This is a genomic window from Cupriavidus sp. GW822-FHT02D05 (assembly GCF_058802485.1).
This window is the reverse complement of the sequence record NZ_JBXAOE010000047.1, coordinates 1-17764: the sequence shown is the minus strand read 5'-3', so window position 1 is coordinate 17764 and position 17764 is coordinate 1. Positions and strand designations below refer to the sequence as shown.

Sequence of the window (17764 nt, the reverse complement as noted above, 5' to 3'; positions counted from 1 at the left end):
TTGGATACTGCAATCAGGCTCAGACCTTCAGGATGCGCTCGCCGCGGCCAATGCCCGAGCCGCCGGTACGGACGGTCTCGAGGATGGCGGCGCGGTCGATGGCGTCCAGGAAGGCATCCAGCTTGCCGCCGTTGCCGGTCAGCTCGATGGTGTAGGTCTTCTCGGTGACGTCGATGATGCGGCCGCGGAAGATGTCGGCGGTGCGCTTCATTTCCTCGCGCTCCTTGCCGACCGCGCGCACCTTGACCAGCATCAGCTCGCGCTCGATGTGCGCGCCCTCGGTCAGGTCCACCACCTTGACCACTTCCACCAGGCGGTTCAGGTGCTTGGTGATCTGCTCGATGATGTCGTCCGAACCGCTGGTGACGATCGTCATGCGCGACAGCGAGGCGTCTTCGGTGGGGGCCACCGTCAGCGTCTCGATGTTGTAGCCGCGCGCCGAGAACAGGCCCACCACGCGCGACAGCGCGCCCGGTTCATTTTCCAGCAGGACCGAAATGATATGTCGCATTACAGGTCCTCCGCGCCGAGCAGCATCTCGGAGATGCCCTTGCCGGCCTGAACCATCGGCCACACGTTTTCAGTCGGGTCGGTCTGGAAATCGAGGAACACGGTACGGTCTTTCAGGCGGAAGGCTTCGCGCAGGGCGGGCTCGACGTCAGCCGTCTTTTCGATGCGCATGCCGATATGGCCATAGGCCTCGGCCAGCTTGACGAAGTCGGGCAGCGCGTCCATGTAGGAATGCGAGTAGCGGTTGTCGTACTCGATTTCCTGCCACTGGCGCACCATGCCGAGGTAGCGGTTGTTGAGCGCACAGATCTTCACCGGGGTGTCGTACTGCAGGCAGGTCGACAGTTCCTGGATGTTCATCTGGATCGAGCCTTCGCCGGTGATGGTCACCACTTCCTTCTCGGGGAAGGCTTTCTTGATGCCCATCGCGTACGGCAGGCCCACGCCCATCGTGCCCAGGCCACCAGAATTGATCCAGCGGCGCGGTTCGTTGAACTTGTAGAACTGCGCGGCCCACATCTGGTGCTGGCCCACGTCCGAGCAGACGAAGGCATCGCCGTGCGTCAGTTCCCAGATCTTTTCCACCACGTACTGCGGCTTGATGATCTCGGAGTTGCGGTCGTACTTGAGGCAGTCCACCGAACGCCATTGCTCGATCTGTTCCCACCACTTGGCCAGGGCCTCGCGCTTGGGCTTGACGTCGCTGGCCTGCAGCTGGGAGATCAGCTCCTGCAGCACATCCTTGACGTGGCCCACGATGGGAATGTCGACCTTGACCCGCTTCGAGATGGAAGACGGATCGATGTCGATATGGATGATCTTGCGCGGCTGCGAGGTGAAGTGCGCCGGATTGCCGATCACGCGATCGTCGAAACGCGCCCCGATGGCGATCAGCACGTCGCAGTTCTGCATGGCCATGTTGGCTTCATACGTGCCGTGCATGCCGAGCATGCCGACGAACTGCTTGCTGGTGCCGGGGAACGAGCCGAGGCCCATCAGCGTGTTGGTGACCGGATGGCCGGTCAGCGCGGCAAGCTGGCGCAGCTCTTCGCTGGCATTGGCCAGCACCACACCGCCACCTGCATAGATGAACGGCCGTTCGGCGCCCTGCAACAGCGCGAGCGCCTTGCGGATCTGACCCGAATGGCCCTTGTTCACCGGGTTGTACGAGCGCATGTCGATCGACTTGGGATACTCGTACTTGCAGGAATTGCGCGAGACGTCCTTGGGAATATCGACGACAACGGGGCCGGGACGGCCGGTTGCGGCAATATAGAACGCCTTCTTGATGGTCGCGGCGAGATCGCGGACGTCCTTGACCAGGAAGTTGTGCTTGACGATGGGGCGGGTGATGCCGACCGTGTCGCATTCCTGGAAAGCGTCCTGGCCGATAGCGTGCGTCGGCACGTTACCGGTGATGATCACCATCGGGATCGAGTCCAGGTAGGCCGTGGCAATGCCCGTCACCGCATTGGTGACGCCGGGACCAGAGGTCACCAGGGCGCAGCCCACCTTGCCGGTCGCACGCGCATAGCCGTCTGCGGCATGAACCGCGGCCTGCTCGTGGCGCACCAGGATGTGCTCGATCTTCTTTTGCTTGTAGAACTCGTCGTAGATATACAGCACTGCGCCGCCGGGGTAGCCCCAGACGTACTCGACGCCTTCTTCGGCAAGTGCGTGAACGAGAATCTCCGCCCCGATCATTTCGGGTGCGGCGGATGAATTGCTGTCTGCGTGGAATTCCGCGCTGGGCATGTTCATTTTAGTCCTTTGCAATTTTCGGCAAAAAATTGTTCGGATGCTCTCTGCCGGGCTTGTGGCACGGGTTCAAGCGGTGCGCGTCTGCATGATAGACCGCCTCATAAGCGGCCGAATGAGACAACCACTGATGTCGTGTGAACCCGCGACGATACTGGATTGATTCGGGCTTGTCTACGGGCTTTTTTACGCGAGGGGGCATCCCGCCATCCTTCAGACTCCCCCGCCACACGCTGAGCCTGAATGACCACAAAAGAGAACAAGGATGGTCACCGGGGGGGTTATTTGCTAGCATCCCACCATTTTGGACGTGCAAGAAGCCCTACCCTGCACTTCCACCGGCCAAGGCCCCACCGTCTGTACCCCGCCTGCATGGCAACCGATCAGGAACTATCCGACTTTCTCGCCAGCGTCGAGCGGCGCGCCTTCAAACAGGCCGTGTTTGCGGTGCGCGACGACGAAGCCGCCCTGGACATCGTCCAGGACGCGATGATCAAGCTCGCCGAAAAATACGGCGACAAGAGCGCCGCAGAGCTCGCACCGCTGTTCCAGCGCATACTGCAGAACACAATTCACGACTGGTTCCGCCGCCAGAAAGTACGCAATACCTGGGTCACCCTGTTTTCCAACCTGCGCGACGATCGCGAAGGCGAGGATAATGACCTGCTCGACACTTTCGAGGCCGAAATCGGCTCCGAATCTGCGGAAAGCAGCGCCGACAAGGTGGAACGCGCCCAGACCATGCACATCATCGAACAGGAGATCCAGCGCCTGCCGACACGTCAACGCGAAGCCTTCCTGATGCGTTACTGGGAGGATATGGACGTCGCGGAAACGGCTGCCGTCATGGGATGCTCCGAAGGCAGCGTCAAGACGCACTGTTCCCGTGCCACGCACACACTGGCGCAGGCATTGCGAGCGCGGGGGGTCCGACTATGAGCACCAGAAACGAAAAAGAAATCAACGAACGCCGCCTGGCACACGATATCCGCACGGCACTCGATGCCTCTGCGAATGCGTTGCCGGACAATGTGACCGATCGGCTTGCCGCCGCGCGGCGGATTGCGCTGTCTCGCAAGAAAGCGCATGCCGCCGTCGCCGTGCCGCAGCTGGCCTCGGCTGGGATGCCCACGCTCTCTTTCGACGAGGACGACTCGGCACTCCACCGCGCAGGTTCCTGGCTGCGCCGCCTTGGGCTGGTATGGACGCTGGTGGCGCTGGCCGCCGGGCTGGCGGGCATCTACCACTGGCAGCAGCAAAAGCGCGTCGATGAGCTGGCGGATGTGGACGCAGCGATGCTGCTCGACGACCTCCCACCGACGGCATACGCGGATCAGGGCTTCCACGTGTTCCTCAAGCGCGGTCAGTAGGCATGGCCGGCGCTGACATCATCCCCGACGCACCGCGCCGGCGGCTGGCGGCCTTGCTGCTGGCCGGCCTGGCCGCCGCCGTCACGATCTGGTCCCTGGTTCCGGCCACTTGCCAGGCTCAGGGCGGCCACCCCGGTGGTGCACCCGCGGCCAGCATCGCCAATGCGCACCCGAACTGGAACGAGCTCAATGCCGTCCAGCAGCGCGTGCTCGCGCCGCTGGCAGGCGAGTAGAACAATTTCCCCGAGCTCAACCGGCGCAAATGGCTGCAGATCGCGGAACGATACGAGAAATTCTCGCCCGCGGAACAGGCGCGGCTTCAGACCCGCATGACCGAATGGGTCAAGATGACGCCTCAGCAGCGTCGCCTGGCGCGCGAAAACTACCAGATCACGCGTTCGCTGCCCGCCCAGAAGAAGGCCGAGGCCTGGAACAAGTACCAGCAACTGCCGGAAGAGCAAAAAAAGAACCTGGCGGCTGCCGAGAAAGTGCCGCGCCGCCCCGGCGCGGTCAGCGCCCTGCCCTCCGGCAAGCGCCTGCCAGCCGAGACCACGCGGCAGCTGCACCTGGAAAAGAAGGCACCCGCCGGCGCCACATCGGCCGCCGCGCGCGCCCGCCCGCCCGCTGCCGGCACGCCGGCGGCGGAGTCCCAAGCTGCCCTGCCAGGCACCGCTGCCGGCGCACCGGTGCCGACCGTGGACACGCCGCGCGAAGCGGCCACCGAGGCCACGGCCAGCAGCACCAGCGCTACCGCCACGCCCGACGAGCCGGTGCGCCGCTGAACCGCTACGCGGTTGTGCGGCCGGCTTGCACCCGCGCCCTCCCACGCAAGCTACCCGCCCCACCCGCGCTTTGGCATAATGCCGCTTGCGCCGGCCCGGCCGTGCTCGCTTGCAGCCTCGCTGCCCGGCCCTCGCTGCCCGGCCTTGCCCTCCTCCGGCCTGACGGCCCTACCGCCCTATCGCCATACCCGCCATGCCCGCCGTGACCACGCCCAAACCCAACGCCAAGCCGGCCGCATCGGGCGCGCCGGCCAGTCCCTCGCGCCCGGCCGATGCACCGACGATCCGCCGCCGCATCGCCTGCATGCTGTACGAAGGCGTATTGCTGTTCGGCGTGCTAAGCGCCTCGACGGGGGTCTATCTGCTGGCGCGCCCGGCGTTGCAACAGCATGGGCTGGACGGCCCGTTCACGATGCAGTGCTGGAGCTTTCTGGTGCTGGGCTGCTACTTCGTCTGGTTCTGGCAGCGCAACGGACAGACGCTCGCCATGCAGACCTGGCGCATGCGGGTTGAGACGGCCGCGGGCGTGCCCCCGCGCTGGCCGCAGGCCGCGCTGCGCTACCTGCTGGCATGGCTCTGGCTGCCGCCTTCAGCGGCGCTCGGGCACGTGCTCGGCCTGGTCAAGGGCCCGTTCGTCGGCGTGCTGTGCGCTGGCCTGCTGGCTTGGGTCATGCTGGCCCTGCTCGACCCCAGGCGGCAGTTCCTGCATGACCGCCTGGCCCGCACCCGCCTGGCCGACCTGCGCCCGCCCAAGCCATGAACCTGTCGGCTGCCGCCTTGCGCCGCATCGCGGTGGCATTGCAGGCCGCCGTGGCACTAGGCTGCGCTGCCGAACTCAACGCCCTGCATGAGTGGCCCCTCGCCATTGGCCTGCTAGCCGGCATTGGCGTGGTGCTGGCGATCTTGGGGCTGTCTGTTGCCAGCGCCTTTGTCTTTACCCTGTTCGGCCTGGGCGAGCCCGAGGCGACGCGCCCCCCCATCCCACCCGCCCTGCAGGCCTTGCGGCCAGCCCGGTTGACGCCATGGCAGGCGCTGGGCTGCTACCTGCGCGAATACGCCGCCGTGTTCCGGATGTTCAACTGGCTGCAGCCCTTCTGCTCGCACCGCCGCTTGCGCCCGGCCAAAGCCCCGGGCTCGTGCCCGCCGCTGCTGCTGGTGCACGGCTATGGCTGCAACCACGCCGTCTGGCTCGACATGCAGCCCGCCCTGGCGGCGGCCGGCTACCACTGCGAGGCGATCGATCTGGACCCGGTGTTTGGCGACATCGACCAATACGCCCTCGAAGTCCGTGCCGCCATCGCGCGCATCGCCGCCACCACCGGCCAGCCGCCGCTGCTGCTCTGCCATAGCATGGGCGGCCTGGCCGCGCGCGCCGCGCTGGCGGGCCGCGGCAAGCCGCCTCCCTGCCGCGGCATCGTCACGCTGGGCACCCCGCATCACGGCTGCGTGCTGGCCCGCTACGGCAGGGGCTTCAATTCCCGCCAGATGCGCTGCGCCAGCGCCTGGCTGCGCGCGCTGGCAGCGCGCGAAACGTCGCGCCAGCGCGCTGCCCTGGTGTCGATCTTCAGTTGGCATGATTCGATTGCCGGGCCGCTGGGGACCTCCTGGATGGAGGGCGCGCATCATGTGGCGCTCAGCGGCGTCGGGCATGTCAGCCTGCTGCGGCATCCGGTGGCCACGCAGGCTGTATTGCGGGCGCTGGCGCAGTTGTCAGCGGTGGCGCCAGCGGCCTGATGAGACGACGGCGGCAGCAACTGGAAGCCCCCGCCAGCCGCGCAAGCCACGCAATAGCCACGCAATAACCACCTCCCCCACAACAGTCATATGACGTTCATGTTTCCTTAACAGCTTCGTCACGCGCCACTGGCCCAATGCAGCCATCGTCGCTACCGAGGCCGCCATGGTTCAAGCTCTTCGTTCTGCCCGCGGACATCTGGCCAAGGCCACGCAACTGCTGCGCAGCCGCACCGCCGAGTCGCAATCCCTGCCGCGGCCCATGTCATTGCCTGCCGCGCTGGCCGCCTTCATGCCACCGGCCAGCGACTTGCAGCAACGGCCTCCCGGGCGTTGCGCCACCTCTCCGGCCAGCGTCCCGCCCCCTGAAGCCACCACCCAGCCCCCGCATCCGTCCCATCCCACCCGCCACTACCGCGCCATCTGGCTGTCCGACATCCACCTCGGCACGGCCGGCTGCCAGGCCGACTACCTGCTCGACTTCCTCAAGCACAATGAATCGGACCAGCTCTACCTGGTTGGCGACATCATCGATGGCTGGCAGTTGCGCCGCGGCTGGTACTGGCCGCAGAGCCACAACGATGTGGTGCAGAAGCTGCTGCGCAAGGCGCGCAAGGGTACCGAGGTGATCTACGTGCCGGGCAACCACGATGAGGTGGCGCGCCAGTTCGACGGCCTGGCCTTCGGCGATATCACGGTGCGCGAAGATGCCGTCCACGTCACCGCCGCGGGCAAGCGCCTGTGGGTGGTGCACGGCGACCTGTTCGACGGCGTGGTGCAGCACGCGCGCTGGCTGGCTTACCTGGGCGACTCGCTCTACACCTTGATCCTGGCCGTCAACCGGCACTTCAACCGCATCCGCGCGCGCCTGGGCTTTCCCTACTGGTCGCTGTCGCAATACCTGAAGCACCAGGTCAAGAACGCGGTCAACTACATCAATTCGTTCGAGCAGGCGATGGTGGATGAGGCGCGCCGGCGCGGCTGCGATGGCGTGATCTGCGGCCATATCCACAAGGCCGAGATCCGCGAGGTCGACGGCCAGCTCTACTGCAACGACGGCGACTGGGTGGAGAGCCTCTCCGCCTTGGTGGAGACGCAGGACGGCGAATTGCAGATCGTCTACTGGACCACCCTGCTCGATGCGCCGGCCACGGCCGGGCGCCGCGCCGTCGCCACAGCCTGACGAGACTTGAGCGCGGCACCCGCCCCACACGCCGCCATCCGTACAACGGTATGGCCGTGGCCTCGCCGAGGCCGGCCACCCACGCGGCCTGGCCGCAAGGAGCAGCTATGAAGATCCTGATCGTCACCGATGCCTGGGAGCCGCAGGTCAACGGCGTGGTGCGCACGCTCAAGTCCACCCGCCGCGAGCTGATCGCAATGGGGCACACGGTGGAGCTGATCACGCCGCAGGAATTCACCACCATTCCCTGCCCGACCTATCCGGAGATCGCGCTGTCCCTGTTCGCCGGCGCCAAGGTCCGCGAGCGCATCCGCGCCTTTGCGCCGGACGCGCTGCATATCGCCACGGAAGGCCCGCTCGGGCTAGCCGCGCGCCGCTATGCGATCCGCGAGCAGTTGCCGTTTACCACCGCCTACCACACGCGCTTTCCGGAGTACGTGCAGGCGCGCTTCGGCATTCCGCTTGCCTGGACCTACCGCTTCCTGCGCTGGTTCCACGGCCCGGCGCGCGCCGTGATGGCGCCGACACCGGTGGTGCTGCAAGACCTGCATCAGTTTGGCATCACCCACGGCGTGCTGTGGACCCGCGGCGTCGACCTCGATGTCTTCACCACCCAGCAGGCTAACGTGCTCAACACAGCGCACCCGATCTTTCTCTACGTAGGGCGTGTCGCCGTGGAAAAAAACGTGGAGGCCTTCCTCGCGCTGGACCTGCCCGGCTCCAAGTGGGTGGTGGGCGACGGCCCGGCGCTGGCGTCGCTGCGCGCGCGCTATCCGGCGGCCAACTACCTGGGCGTACTGACCCAGCCGGAGCTGGCCAAGGTGTATGCTTCGGCCGACGTCTTCGTATTCCCCAGCCGCACCGATACGTTCGGGCTGGTGCTGCTCGAAGCCCTGGCCAGCGGGCTGCCGGTGGCGGCCTATCCGGTAACCGGGCCAATCGATGTGCTCGGCCACAGCGACGCCGGGGTGATGCACGAAGATTTGCGTGAAGCTTGCCTGGAAGCGCTGCGCATTGACCGCGCCACCGCTCGCGCCCATGCCGAACGGTTCTCGTGGCGCGCCGCCTCCGAGCAGTTCCTGACTCACCTGCAGCCGCTGCCGGCCGTACGCGCGACCCCCAACGGCACGAACGGCACCACTGCCCGCCCCTCCTCCGAACATGCCGACTCCACATCGCCCACCGTCTCGCCCACCGTCCGAACCGCACCGCCCGCCGGCGCCACAGACCGTCACGTCAGCCCCGGCACCGCCCCCGGACTCGCCGAACAGCGACTACACGATTGAGCAAAACCCCCACAAGGGCAACCGCGGCCTGGCGCGGGCCTGGCATGCCGGCATCAACTCGGTGTCCGGCCTGCGCTACGCGGTGCTGGAAGAAAGCGCGTTTCGCCAGGAGCTGACACTGGTGGTGATCCTCACGCCCTGCGCGTTGCTGCTGCCGGTCGGCATTGTCGAGCGCATCCTGCTGCTGGGCACCCTGCTGCTGGTGCTGATCGTGGAATTGCTCAACTCCAGCGTGGAAGCCGCGGTCGACCGGATCTCGCTGGAGCGGCACAGCCTGTCCAAGCGCGCCAAGGACTTCGGCAGCGCAGCGGTCATGCTGGCGCTGGTGCTATGCGGCGGCACCTGGCTGGCCATTGCCGGGCCGATCGTGATGGACTGGCTGCGCGCGCTGGCGGCCTGACAGGCTAGCGGCGCAAGCACGGCGCAGGCCCGGCACGGCGGCGCGCGGACGGGGCCAAAGGCGCTTGCGGCATTGCGGCAAACGGCGATTGCTTATAATCGCCTTCAACTTACCGAATTGCCGCTCGCCCGGTCGCCTATGGAACCCAAACAGCAAGCCGGTCCCCGCCGCACCCGGGACCGCATCCTGGACGTCTCGCTCCGCCTGTTCAACGAGGTGGGCGAGCCCAACGTCACCACCACCACCATTGCGGAGGCCATGGAGATCAGCCCCGGCAATCTCTACTATCATTTCCGCAACAAGGACGACATCATCAGCTCCATCTTCGTGCTGTTCGAGCAGGAGATGGAGCGCCGCTTGAAGTTGCCCGACGATCACAAGGCCACGCTGGACGAAAGCTGGGGCTACCTGCAGTACATGGCGGAGTTCCTGTGGAACTACCGCTTCCTGTACCGCGACATCAACGACCTGCTGGCGCGCAACCGCATGCTTGAGACCAATTTCAAGCGCATCGTCGAGCAGAAGAAGCGCTTTGCGATGGAGATCTGCCGGCAGTTCCAGGAAGACGGCGAGATGGAGGCCACGCCCGAGCAGGTCGAGGCCATCTGCACCAATATCGTGGTGATCGCCACCTACTGGCTGTCGTTCCAGTTCGTGCAGCATCCGCGCCAGTACAACGACCCCGAGCTGATCCGCGGCTACCTGCACGGCGCCAGCTACCATATCTTCTCGATCCTGGCCCCTTACCTGCGCGGCAAGGCCCGCCAGGCGTTCGACAAGCAAGCCCAGGAATACGCCGCCGCCAAGGCGGCGCAAACAGAAAAGGAAAAAAAGTGAAGTCCGTTTGCATCTATTGCGGCTCCAGCCCCGGCAATCGCCCCGAGTACGCCGCCGCGGCGCGTGCCATGGGCAAGACCCTGGCCGAGCGCGGCCTTGCGCTGGTGTACGGCGGGGGCAAGGTCGGGCTGATGGGCACCGTGGCCGACGCCGTGCTGGCCAACGGCGGCACCGCCATCGGCATCATTCCCGATGCGCTGATGCAAAAGGAAGTCGGCCATCGCGGCCTGACCGAGCTGCACGTGGTGCGCAACATGCACGAGCGCAAGCAGATGATGGCCGATCGCGCCGATGCATTCATCGCCATGCCGGGCGGCGTCGGCACCTTCGAGGAACTGTTCGAGACCTTCACCTGGCTGCAGCTGGGCTATCACGCCAAGCCGGTGGGACTGCTCAATGTGGAAGGCTTCTACGACAGCATGCTGGGCTTCATGCAGCACGCCGTGGACGAAGGCTTCCTGAAGCAGGTCCACAACGACCTGCTGCATGTGGCGCCTACGCCCGAAGGCATCCTCGACAAGCTCGCCAACGCGCCGCGTTTGCTGGTGGACAAGTGGCAGGAGAAGCGCGAGCAGACCTGATGGTGCTCCACGCGCCCCGAGGCCCGAGGCCCGGATGCCGAGGGCCAGCCACATCGGCTTGCGCCCCAGCCCCGCCACCACACCGCCACCACCCCGCGATAGCGGCTGCGCTACGCGGGGCCCGCTCAGAACGACGAGCCGGGTTCCCGCAGGAAGGCGCTCTCCTGCACCGTATCCCTGCGCCCCAGCATGGCGTTGCGATGCGGGAAGCGCCCGAAACGCTCGATCACCGCGCGGTGCTTGAGCGCCCAGTCCACCACGTCCACCTTGCCCTGGCTTTGGTCGCGCAGCGCCGTCATCAACTGCACGGCCGTGTCCTGGTCGGCAAGCGCTTCGGAATGCTCGAACGGCATGTAGCAGAACATGCGGTGGAATGCCGTGGGCAGCAGACGATCAGAGCCGCTCGCCACCATCTGCCGGGCTGTTGCCAGCGCCTGCGCATCGGAGGCGAAGCTGCGCGGGTCGTCGCGAAAGACGTTGCGCGGCACCTGGTCGAGCAGCACGATGCGTGCGCAAGCGGATTCGGGGCTTTGCGCCCAGCCCGCATTCGCGCCCGCGTGCGTGGCTTCCCACAGTGGCAGGAAGGCAGCATGGACCGTGGCGTCGAAGTCAGCGGACTTGGTGAACCATACCGAGCGTGTTGTGTTCCATGCCGGCGAGCCAGGCGCGCCGAACCAGAAATCGAGCACGCGCCGGGCGTCGGCAGGCAGGTCCGTGGCGGGGTTGGGATGCGTGTCAGCCATGGTGTCGGGATCCGTGGCAGGTCGGGTGGCCTTGGCCATCAACGCGGCACATTGCGCATCCAGTCGGCGGTGCCGAAAAAGGCCTGCATCAGGCGCAGCTGCAGGTCTTCGGGCAGGCCGACGTCCTGCATGGCCAGCGCCATGCAGCGCATCCACTGGTCGCGCTCGCTGGTGCCGATCTCGAACGGCATGTGGCGCGCGCGCAGGCGCGGGTGGCCAAAGCGCTCGATGAAGTGGTTGGGGCCGCCCAGCCAGCCGCACAGGAACCAGAACAGCTTGTCGCGCGAGCCGTCGAGCGAGGCGGGATGCAGCGCGCGCAGCCCCTTGAACTCGTCCTCCAGATCCATCAGGTCGTAAAAACGGTCGACCAGTTCGCGCACGCGCGCCTCGCCGCCGATCAGCTCATAGGCGGTGACTTCGGGGGCGGCATCGGATGCCGTGGATGCCGCATTTTCAGGCTTGGAATCGGTACTCATAAACACTCAGGGATGGTTCGGGCTTCAGTGGTTCAGGCTTCAGGTATCACGCATCACGCAGCGTAGCCAGCGCTGGCTGCCGCAGCACCTCGCGCAAACCCAGCCAGCCGCCCGCGAAAGCGCACAGCATGCCAGAAAGCACACCGGCCGGCACGATCCAGCCATTGAAGCGGTAGGGGAAATCGAACACGAACTGAGACAAGCCCCAGCCCACCGCGATCGCGCCCAGGCTGGCCAGCAGGCCCGCCAGCCCGCCCACCACCAGGAATTCCGCGTACTGGGTCTGCCGCACCAGCGCGGCGGATGCGCCCAGCGCCTTGAGCAGCCCGGCATCGCGCTTGCGCTCGTCGCGCGCGCCGGACAGCGCCGCATAGAGCACGGTGACGCCGGCTGCGAGCGTGAACACGAACAGGAACTCGACGGCGGCGATGACCTGGTCGAGCACGTCCTGGATCTGGCGCAGGATCATGTCGGTGTTGACCACCGTGATGTTCGGGAAGGCCGCCACCATGCGGTTGCCCAGCGCGGCTTGCGCGGGCGGCAGGTGGAAGGCGGTGATATAGGTCTGTGGCAAGCCTTGCATGGCAGAGGGCGGCAGGATGACGAAGAAATTGACCCGCATCGAGCCCCAGTCCAGCTTGCGCAGCGAGGTGACCGGCGCCTCCACCGACTGCCCCGCCACATCGAAGCGCAAGGTGTCCCCGAGCCGGATCCCCAGCGTCTTGGCGATGCCCTCCTCCACCGAGGCCCCGGCCCCGCCCTTCCCGGCGCCCAACCAGTTGCCCGCCACCACGCGGTTGCCGGCCGGCAGCGCGTCGGTATAGGACAGGTTGAACTCGCGCTCGACCAGGTTGCGGGCGCGGCCATCGGCAAAGCGCTCGGCGCGTACCTGCTGGCCGGCGATATGCGTCAGGCGGCCGCGCACCATCGGGTACAGCAGGTCGGCGATGCCGGCGTGCTGCAGCATGCCGGTCAGCGGCGCGCGCTGGTCCGGCTGGATATTGATGACGAAGCGGTTGGGCGCGTCCGCCGGCGTGGCGTTGCGCCAGGAGGCGATCAGGTCGTTGCGGGTCATGCCGAGCAGCAGCAGCGCCATCAGGCCCACCGCCAGCGCCACCGTCTGCAGCACCGTCACGCCGCGGCGGCGCTCCAGCACCGCCAGCGCAAAGCGCCAGCCCACGCTGCCGCGCGCCAGGCGCCGGCCGCGCATCAGCCGCGACAGCAGGCTCAGCAGGCTCAGGGCCAGCAGCGCGAACACGACGCCGGCGGCGACAAAGCCGCCCGCGGTGGTCAGCCCCAGCTTGAGATCACGCGCGGCCACCAGCAGCAGCGCCACGAAGGCGCCCAGGCCGAGCCCGTAGGCGATCCAGGTCGAGACCGGCGGCGCGCCGACGTCACGCCGCAGCACGCGCAGCGGCGGCACCTGGGTCAGCGCCAGCAGCGGCGGCAAGGCAAAGCCCGCCAGCAGGACGACACCCGCCAGCACACCAACCACGGCCGGCAGGACGGAAGGCTGCGGCAGCGTCACAGTCAGCAGGTTACCCAGCGAGAGCAGCAGGCCGTAGTGCGCCAGGTAGCCGAGCGCCACGCCGGCCACCGCGCCGCCCACGCCCAGCAGCAGGAACTCCAGCCCGAAAGCCAGCAGGATCTCGCGGCGCGACAGGCCCATGCATTTGTAGACCGCGCAGGCATCGGTGTGGCGCTGCATATAGCGGCGCGCCGACATGGCGATGGCCACCGCGGCAATCATCGACGACAGCACCGCCACCAGCGACAGGAAACGCTCGGCGCGGTCCAGCGTGGCGCGCATCTGCGGCTGGCCGGATTCCAGCGACTCGACCCGGGTGTTGCGCAGCGCGCGCTTGCCGATCTCGGCCTCAGCCCACTTCTGGTAGGCCTGTGCGGCGGCATCGGGGCCGGCCACCAGCAGGCGGTAGGAGACCCGGCTGCCCCAGCCCACCAGCCCCGTGGCGGCCAGGTCAGACAGCGGCAACATCACGCGCGGCGCGAAATTCATGAAACCAGCGCCGCGATCCAGTTCCTGCGTGAGGATGCGGTCGATGCGAAAGCCGCGGCTGCCCAGCTGGATGGTGTCGCCCATGGCAACGCCGAGCGAGTCCAGCAAGGCCTCGTCCACCCAGACGGTGCCCTCGGCGGGAATGCCGGTGGCGGCGGCTTCCGGCGCCCCGGGCCCGGCCGCCACCTTGAGCTGCCCGCGCAGCGGATAGCCGGGCGCGACCGCCTTGAGCGCAGCCAGTTGCGAAGGGGCATCGGCCTGAGCCCCGCTAGCCGCCCCTTGCCCTTGCGTCGTGGCGGCCTTGCCAGGCACGCGCGCGCTCGCCATGCTCGGGAAGGTGACGGTCTGCGTGGTGGCCAGGCCCGCTTGCGCGGCATGGCTGGCGAAGACGGCATCGAACGGCTGGTCGGACACGATCAGCACATCGGAGGCGATCATCTGGCGCGCGTCGCGCTCCAGCCCCAGGCGCATGCGGTCGGCCAGAAAGCCCACGCTGCTGAGCGCCGCCACGGCCAGCACCAGCGCGAACAGCAACAGGCTCAGCTCGCCGGCGCGCCAATCGCGCCGCGCCATGCGCAACGCCTGGCGCCAGGGCGAGAAGCGCGTCGGGCGGGCGCCGGACGATGCCGCGGCGGCGGCGGTGGTGGTGGCTGCGGCTGCGGTGGCTGCGGCTGCGGTGGGAACATGCTGGGAGGCGGGTTCTGAAGACATTGATCTCTTATCTCTAATCTCTTGTCCGTGCACATGCATGGTGGCTGCCAGCCGGACCAGCCGCAGGCCAGGATTGGCGCGACGGCAGGACACCAGCGGGAGGATCCCGGCGCGCATCCGCCGGATCAGGGCCAGATTATGGCCGGATTGGGCAAAACGAGGGTCGACCCCCCCACTCAGCGCCGGGGCTGACGCCCCGCCGGCGAGGCCGCCGGAGCACGCTTGGCCAACGCGTCGCGCAAATGGCGCAAGCCGCGCCACAGCTTGGGCAGCAGCCACGCCGCCACCAGCAGCAGCACGGCCAGCACCACCAGGAACACCACGGGCAGGAAAAAAGCCAGCAGCAGCCCGCTGCTGGCGGCAACGTCCTCGCTCAGTGAGGCAGCCCAATTCGAAAACGGTTCCGGCGAGACGTTGATCAGGGCGCGGGTGCCGGCCTTGGCGGCATGGGCGGTGCCGGCCAGCGTGCCCCCGACCAGCCCGGCGGCGACCATCCATTGCGGATCGAGCTGCCCGAAGGCGGCGGCGGCCAGGATCGCCCCGGCGGGAATGCGGATAAAGGTCTGGATGCTGTCCCAGAAGGAATCGAAGCCCGGCACCTTGTCGGCCACGAACTCGGCCAGGGCCAGCACCGCGGCCAGCGCGATCACCCACCACGATTCCAGCGCCTGCAGGCCGGGCGGCAGGTGCAGCCAGCCCAGGCGGCCCAGTGCGCCAGCCGTGAACACGGCGAGGTAAAGGCGGAATCCGCTGGTCCAGGACAAGCCCGCGGCCAACGCGGCCGTTTCTAGCATGGCGCTCCTTGCTGGGTCTGTCTGGCGGGCATGCAGCCCCGCCTATGCAACCAGTGTAATACGCGCGCGCTCAAACAGCCGGGTTCCCCCCTCCCCGGTGGACGGCGTCAGCCGCCTTCCTTGCCGTCGGGGCCGTACCAGGGAAGTGCCTCCTGCGGCGTCAGGATGCCATCAGGCTCGGCCATGGCGTAGCCGGGAAGCGCCTCGATGCGGCGCCGGAAGGCCGGGTCGGCCAAATGCGAAAGCAAGCCATGCGCCCAGGGCGTGATCTGGTCGTTCTTGCGCAGCGCCAGGTAGTAGGCCTCGCGGGTCAGCGGTACAAAGGCCAGCCCATGGGCCTCGGCATTCATGCGCAGGCCGAACCCCACCTCGGCATGGCCGTCATGCACCGCTTGCGCCACCTTCTCGTTGCTGAACTCGGGGGTTTCGTAGCCAACGATCTGGTCCGGGAAGAGCCCCTCGGTGGCCAGCAACTGGTCGAACAGCATGCGCGTGCCAGAACTGCGCTGGCGGTTGACGAAGCGGGCGCGGGTACGGGCCAGGTCGCGCAGGTCGTGGATCTCGCCCGCGAGCTCGCGCGCGACGATCAGGCCCTGCTCGCGCCAGGCCAGCCGGATCAAGCGCACGGAGGCCGGACGCAGCCATTTGCGCAGCGTCACGTGGGCCACGGAGCCAGCCTTCTGGATCGGCGAGACGTAGAAGCCAGCCAGCTCGGACTGCCGCTCCTGCAGGCAGATCAGGCCCTCCACGCTGCCGCAGAACACGGTATCGAGCTGCAGGCCGCCCGGCGCGTCGTGCAACGCCCCCGCCAGGACCTCCATGGCCGGATCATGGCTGCCGGAGAAGCGGATGCGGGTCTGCGGCTGCGCCGCGTCGTCCAGGTCCGCCAGGAAATCGACCATGGCCTTCTGCACGACCGGGTCGATCGAATCGCGCAAGCGCCCCTCCGCACGCAGCAAGCGCTCACCGAACAGCGTCAGTGACGCCCCCCGGCCGCGCTCCATGTCGAGCATGCTGCGCCCAAGCATCTCCTCCCAAGACCGCATCACGCCCCAGGCGTGCCGGTACGACAACCCGATCTCGCGCGCCGCGCGATGCAGGGAGCCCGTCTCGCGCACGGCCTTGAGCAGCTGGAACACCTTGCCGTTGGAGCGAGGATTGTCGTCCGCGGCGACAACCGGGAACAGGTCAAAGCGAAATGTCATATGAAACGCTTTTCATATTTACTTTAGAGATGTGGTTCACCGAGAATGCAAGACGCTGATTTCCACGTATTTTTCTGCATTCTCACCGATCTCATGAGTTTGTGGCAATTGTGTTTCTGAAAACATAAAACAAGGAGAATCCATGCGAGCGGTCAGCAAGCAAGGCCTTTTACGCCATATTTCGAACCGCGCCGCGTGCGCTATCGGACTGGTTTGCCTGGTTGGCGTGGCCGGCGCCACCACCGCCACCAGCGCCATCGCCGGCGAACTCAAGCTGGCCACGACCACCAGCACGGAGAACTCCGGCCTGCTGAAATTCCTGCTGCCCAGGTTCGAGCAAAAAAGCGGCGTCACCGTCAAAGTGATCGCCGTAGGCTCGGGCAAGGCGATGAAGATGGGCGAGATGGGCGACGTCGATGTGCTGCTGGTGCACGCCCGCAAGATGGAAGACGAATTCATGGCGGCGGGCTACGGCGTCAACCGCCGGGACGTCATGTACAACGACTTCATCGTGGTTGGCCCGGTCAGCGACCCGGCCAGGCTGAAAGGTGGCAAGGACGTGCTGGCCGGCTTCAGGAAAATCGCCGCCGGCGGCACCAAGTTCATCTCGCGCGGGGACAACTCCGGGACCGACGTGATGGAGAAGGACTACTGGAAGCAGGCGGGGATCGAGCCCAAGGGGCAGCCGTGGTATGTGAATGCCGGGCTAGGGATGGGCGAGGTGCTGACCATGGCCGCGCAGATGCCGGGCTATACGTTGTCTGATCGGGCCACTTATGGCGCGTATCGCGCCAAGACCGGATTGGCGATCCTGCTGGAGGGCGATCCCAGGATGTTCAATCCGTATGGCGTGATGGCGGTGAATCCGGCCAAGCATCCTGGTACCAATTACGTGGATGCGATGAAGTTGGTGGAGTGGATGACTTCTAAGGATGGGCAGGACACCATTGCTGCTTACAAGGTGGAGGGGGAGCAGTTGTTTTTTCCTAGTTATAGGGGGAAGTGAAAGGGGGGTGCGCAAGGGCAGGCAGAACCGATGGCTCTTGCTGCCTTGGCTGGGTTTTCTTTGAGCGGCGTTGGTTTTTGGACCCAAGAGCCATACGACATCCCCCTGCGGGGGCTGCCGGTCACTCTTCTTTGCGTCACCTATGTCCCCGGTCTATACACGTCGGCAAAGAAGACTAACGAGAAGAAAGCCGACCCTGCCGGGGGCAGAGCAATAAGGCTGTTCGGCCCCGGTGGTTGCGTCGTACGGCCCGGAGTGTTGGCTAGCGGATCCTACCGGCTCGAAGGTCATCAAACTTGCATGACCCATGGGTTACGTCGTGCAGCCCCTGACCTCGTGTGCGGTGCCCGTTCCCACATCTGCCGTTCGCG

Annotated in this window: 17 protein-coding genes and 1 pseudogene; 11 read left to right on the top strand and 7 right to left on the bottom strand. The window is 66.6% G+C overall.

Annotation, left to right across the window (positions count from 1 at the left end):
- Window positions 1–19 precede the first annotated feature (19 nt).
- Both ilvN and AC1RQK_RS37565 read right to left on the bottom strand, forming a co-directional pair.
- On the bottom strand, window positions 20–511 hold the full coding sequence (gene ilvN / locus AC1RQK_RS37570; protein ID WP_006156850.1) for an acetolactate synthase small subunit: 492 nt from the start codon (window positions 509–511) through the stop codon (window positions 20–22).
- A complete protein-coding gene (locus AC1RQK_RS37565) occupies window positions 511–2271 on the bottom strand; it encodes an acetolactate synthase 3 catalytic subunit (protein ID WP_043344716.1) in 1761 nt (586 codons plus the stop codon). The genes ilvN and AC1RQK_RS37565 overlap by 1 nt, the downstream gene beginning before the upstream one ends.
- A 369-nt stretch (window positions 2272–2640) precedes the next feature.
- Here AC1RQK_RS37565 and AC1RQK_RS37560 point away from each other — a divergent pair, with 369 nt between their 5' ends.
- The 10 genes and pseudogenes from AC1RQK_RS37560 (at window position 2641) to AC1RQK_RS37515 (ending at window position 10441) form a co-directional block, all read left to right on the top strand.
- Entirely contained in the window at window positions 2641–3207 is a 567-nt protein-coding gene (locus tag AC1RQK_RS37560) for an RNA polymerase sigma factor (RefSeq protein WP_006156852.1), read from the top strand.
- Entirely contained in the window at window positions 3204–3638 is a 435-nt protein-coding gene (locus AC1RQK_RS37555) for a DUF3619 family protein (protein WP_441640624.1), read from the top strand. Before AC1RQK_RS37560 ends, AC1RQK_RS37555 begins: the two co-directional genes overlap by 4 nt.
- A 2-nt stretch (window positions 3639–3640) precedes the next feature.
- A pseudogene (locus AC1RQK_RS37550) lies at window positions 3641–4420 on the top strand (DUF3106 domain-containing protein).
- Between the two features lie 193 nt (window positions 4421–4613).
- Complete coding sequence (locus AC1RQK_RS37545; protein ID WP_492814543.1) at window positions 4614–5180, top strand: RDD family protein; 567 nt, start codon at window positions 4614–4616, stop codon at window positions 5178–5180.
- Window positions 5177–6154, top strand: coding sequence for an esterase/lipase family protein (locus AC1RQK_RS37540; RefSeq protein WP_492814541.1), 978 nt, complete (start codon window positions 5177–5179; stop codon window positions 6152–6154). The genes AC1RQK_RS37545 and AC1RQK_RS37540 overlap by 4 nt, the downstream gene beginning before the upstream one ends.
- 166 nt (window positions 6155–6320) lie before the next feature.
- The gene (locus tag AC1RQK_RS37535) at window positions 6321–7337 is read left to right on the top strand and encodes a metallophosphoesterase (RefSeq protein WP_492814539.1); all 1017 of its coding nucleotides are present in this window, start codon (window positions 6321–6323) and stop codon (window positions 7335–7337) included.
- Window positions 7338–7444: 107 nt separating this feature from the next.
- On the top strand, window positions 7445–8623 hold the full coding sequence (locus AC1RQK_RS37530) for a glycosyltransferase family 4 protein (RefSeq protein WP_492814537.1): 1179 nt from the start codon (window positions 7445–7447) through the stop codon (window positions 8621–8623).
- Entirely contained in the window at window positions 8619–9023 is a 405-nt protein-coding gene (locus AC1RQK_RS37525; RefSeq protein ID WP_492814570.1) for a diacylglycerol kinase, read from the top strand. Before AC1RQK_RS37530 ends, AC1RQK_RS37525 begins: the two co-directional genes overlap by 5 nt.
- Window positions 9024–9161: 138 nt before the next feature.
- Window positions 9162–9860, top strand: a complete 699-nt coding sequence (locus tag AC1RQK_RS37520) for a TetR/AcrR family transcriptional regulator (protein WP_492376647.1) — start codon at window positions 9162–9164, stop codon at window positions 9858–9860.
- Window positions 9857–10441, top strand: a complete 585-nt coding sequence (locus AC1RQK_RS37515; RefSeq protein ID WP_150983726.1) for an LOG family protein — start codon at window positions 9857–9859, stop codon at window positions 10439–10441. Before AC1RQK_RS37520 ends, AC1RQK_RS37515 begins: the two co-directional genes overlap by 4 nt.
- A gap of 125 nt (window positions 10442–10566) precedes the next feature.
- Here the strand turns inward: AC1RQK_RS37515 and AC1RQK_RS37510 are convergent, their stop codons facing one another.
- The 5 genes from AC1RQK_RS37510 to AC1RQK_RS37490 form a co-directional block, all read right to left on the bottom strand.
- Window positions 10567–11184: a DUF924 family protein gene (locus AC1RQK_RS37510; RefSeq protein ID WP_492814535.1), complete on the bottom strand. Its 618-nt coding sequence runs from the start codon at window positions 11182–11184 to the stop codon at window positions 10567–10569.
- A 38-nt stretch (window positions 11185–11222) separates the two neighbouring features.
- Complete coding sequence (locus AC1RQK_RS37505; RefSeq protein WP_255503167.1) at window positions 11223–11660, bottom strand: group II truncated hemoglobin; 438 nt, start codon at window positions 11658–11660, stop codon at window positions 11223–11225.
- 46 nt (window positions 11661–11706) lie between these two features.
- A complete protein-coding gene (locus AC1RQK_RS37500) occupies window positions 11707–14250 on the bottom strand; it encodes an ABC transporter permease (RefSeq protein WP_492814568.1) in 2544 nt (847 codons plus the stop codon).
- 314 nt (window positions 14251–14564) lie between these two features.
- Window positions 14565–15182: a DUF4126 domain-containing protein gene (locus tag AC1RQK_RS37495; RefSeq protein ID WP_174426515.1), complete on the bottom strand. Its 618-nt coding sequence runs from the start codon at window positions 15180–15182 to the stop codon at window positions 14565–14567.
- A gap of 107 nt (window positions 15183–15289) precedes the next feature.
- Window positions 15290–16387 carry a substrate-binding domain-containing protein gene (locus AC1RQK_RS37490; protein WP_492814532.1) on the bottom strand — a complete coding sequence of 366 codons (1098 nt, stop codon included), beginning with the start codon at window positions 16385–16387 and terminating at the stop codon, window positions 15290–15292.
- Between the two features lie 142 nt (window positions 16388–16529).
- Here AC1RQK_RS37490 and AC1RQK_RS37485 point away from each other — a divergent pair, with 142 nt between their 5' ends.
- Window positions 16530–17393, top strand: a complete 864-nt coding sequence (locus tag AC1RQK_RS37485) for an ABC transporter substrate-binding protein (RefSeq protein ID WP_492376642.1) — start codon at window positions 16530–16532, stop codon at window positions 17391–17393.
- Window positions 17394–17764 lie beyond the last annotated feature (371 nt).

Bases quoted from the DNA above. Each gene is read 5' to 3' on its own strand.
- ilvN (WP_006156850.1), bottom strand. From the start codon at position 511: ATGCGACATATCATTTCGGTCCTGCTGGAAAATGAACCGGGCGCGCTG.
- AC1RQK_RS37565 (WP_043344716.1), bottom strand. From the start codon at position 2,271: ATGAACATGCCCAGCGCGGAATTCCACGCAGACAGCAATTCATCCGCC.
- AC1RQK_RS37560 (WP_006156852.1), top strand. From the start codon at position 2,641: ATGGCAACCGATCAGGAACTATCCGACTTTCTCGCCAGCGTCGAGCGG.
- AC1RQK_RS37555 (WP_441640624.1), top strand. From the start codon at position 3,204: ATGAGCACCAGAAACGAAAAAGAAATCAACGAACGCCGCCTGGCACAC.
- AC1RQK_RS37545 (WP_492814543.1), top strand. From the start codon at position 4,614: ATGCCCGCCGTGACCACGCCCAAACCCAACGCCAAGCCGGCCGCATCG.
- AC1RQK_RS37540 (WP_492814541.1), top strand. From the start codon at position 5,177: ATGAACCTGTCGGCTGCCGCCTTGCGCCGCATCGCGGTGGCATTGCAG.
- AC1RQK_RS37535 (WP_492814539.1), top strand. From the start codon at position 6,321: ATGGTTCAAGCTCTTCGTTCTGCCCGCGGACATCTGGCCAAGGCCACG.
- AC1RQK_RS37530 (WP_492814537.1), top strand. From the start codon at position 7,445: ATGAAGATCCTGATCGTCACCGATGCCTGGGAGCCGCAGGTCAACGGC.
- AC1RQK_RS37520 (WP_492376647.1), top strand. From the start codon at position 9,162: ATGGAACCCAAACAGCAAGCCGGTCCCCGCCGCACCCGGGACCGCATC.
- AC1RQK_RS37510 (WP_492814535.1), bottom strand. From the start codon at position 11,184: ATGGCTGACACGCATCCCAACCCCGCCACGGACCTGCCTGCCGACGCC.
- AC1RQK_RS37505 (WP_255503167.1), bottom strand. From the start codon at position 11,660: ATGAGTACCGATTCCAAGCCTGAAAATGCGGCATCCACGGCATCCGAT.
- AC1RQK_RS37500 (WP_492814568.1), bottom strand. From the start codon at position 14,250: ATGGCGCGGCGCGATTGGCGCGCCGGCGAGCTGAGCCTGTTGCTGTTC.
- AC1RQK_RS37495 (WP_174426515.1), bottom strand. From the start codon at position 15,182: ATGCTAGAAACGGCCGCGTTGGCCGCGGGCTTGTCCTGGACCAGCGGA.
- AC1RQK_RS37490 (WP_492814532.1), bottom strand. From the start codon at position 16,387: ATGACATTTCGCTTTGACCTGTTCCCGGTTGTCGCCGCGGACGACAAT.
- AC1RQK_RS37485 (WP_492376642.1), top strand. From the start codon at position 16,530: ATGCGAGCGGTCAGCAAGCAAGGCCTTTTACGCCATATTTCGAACCGC.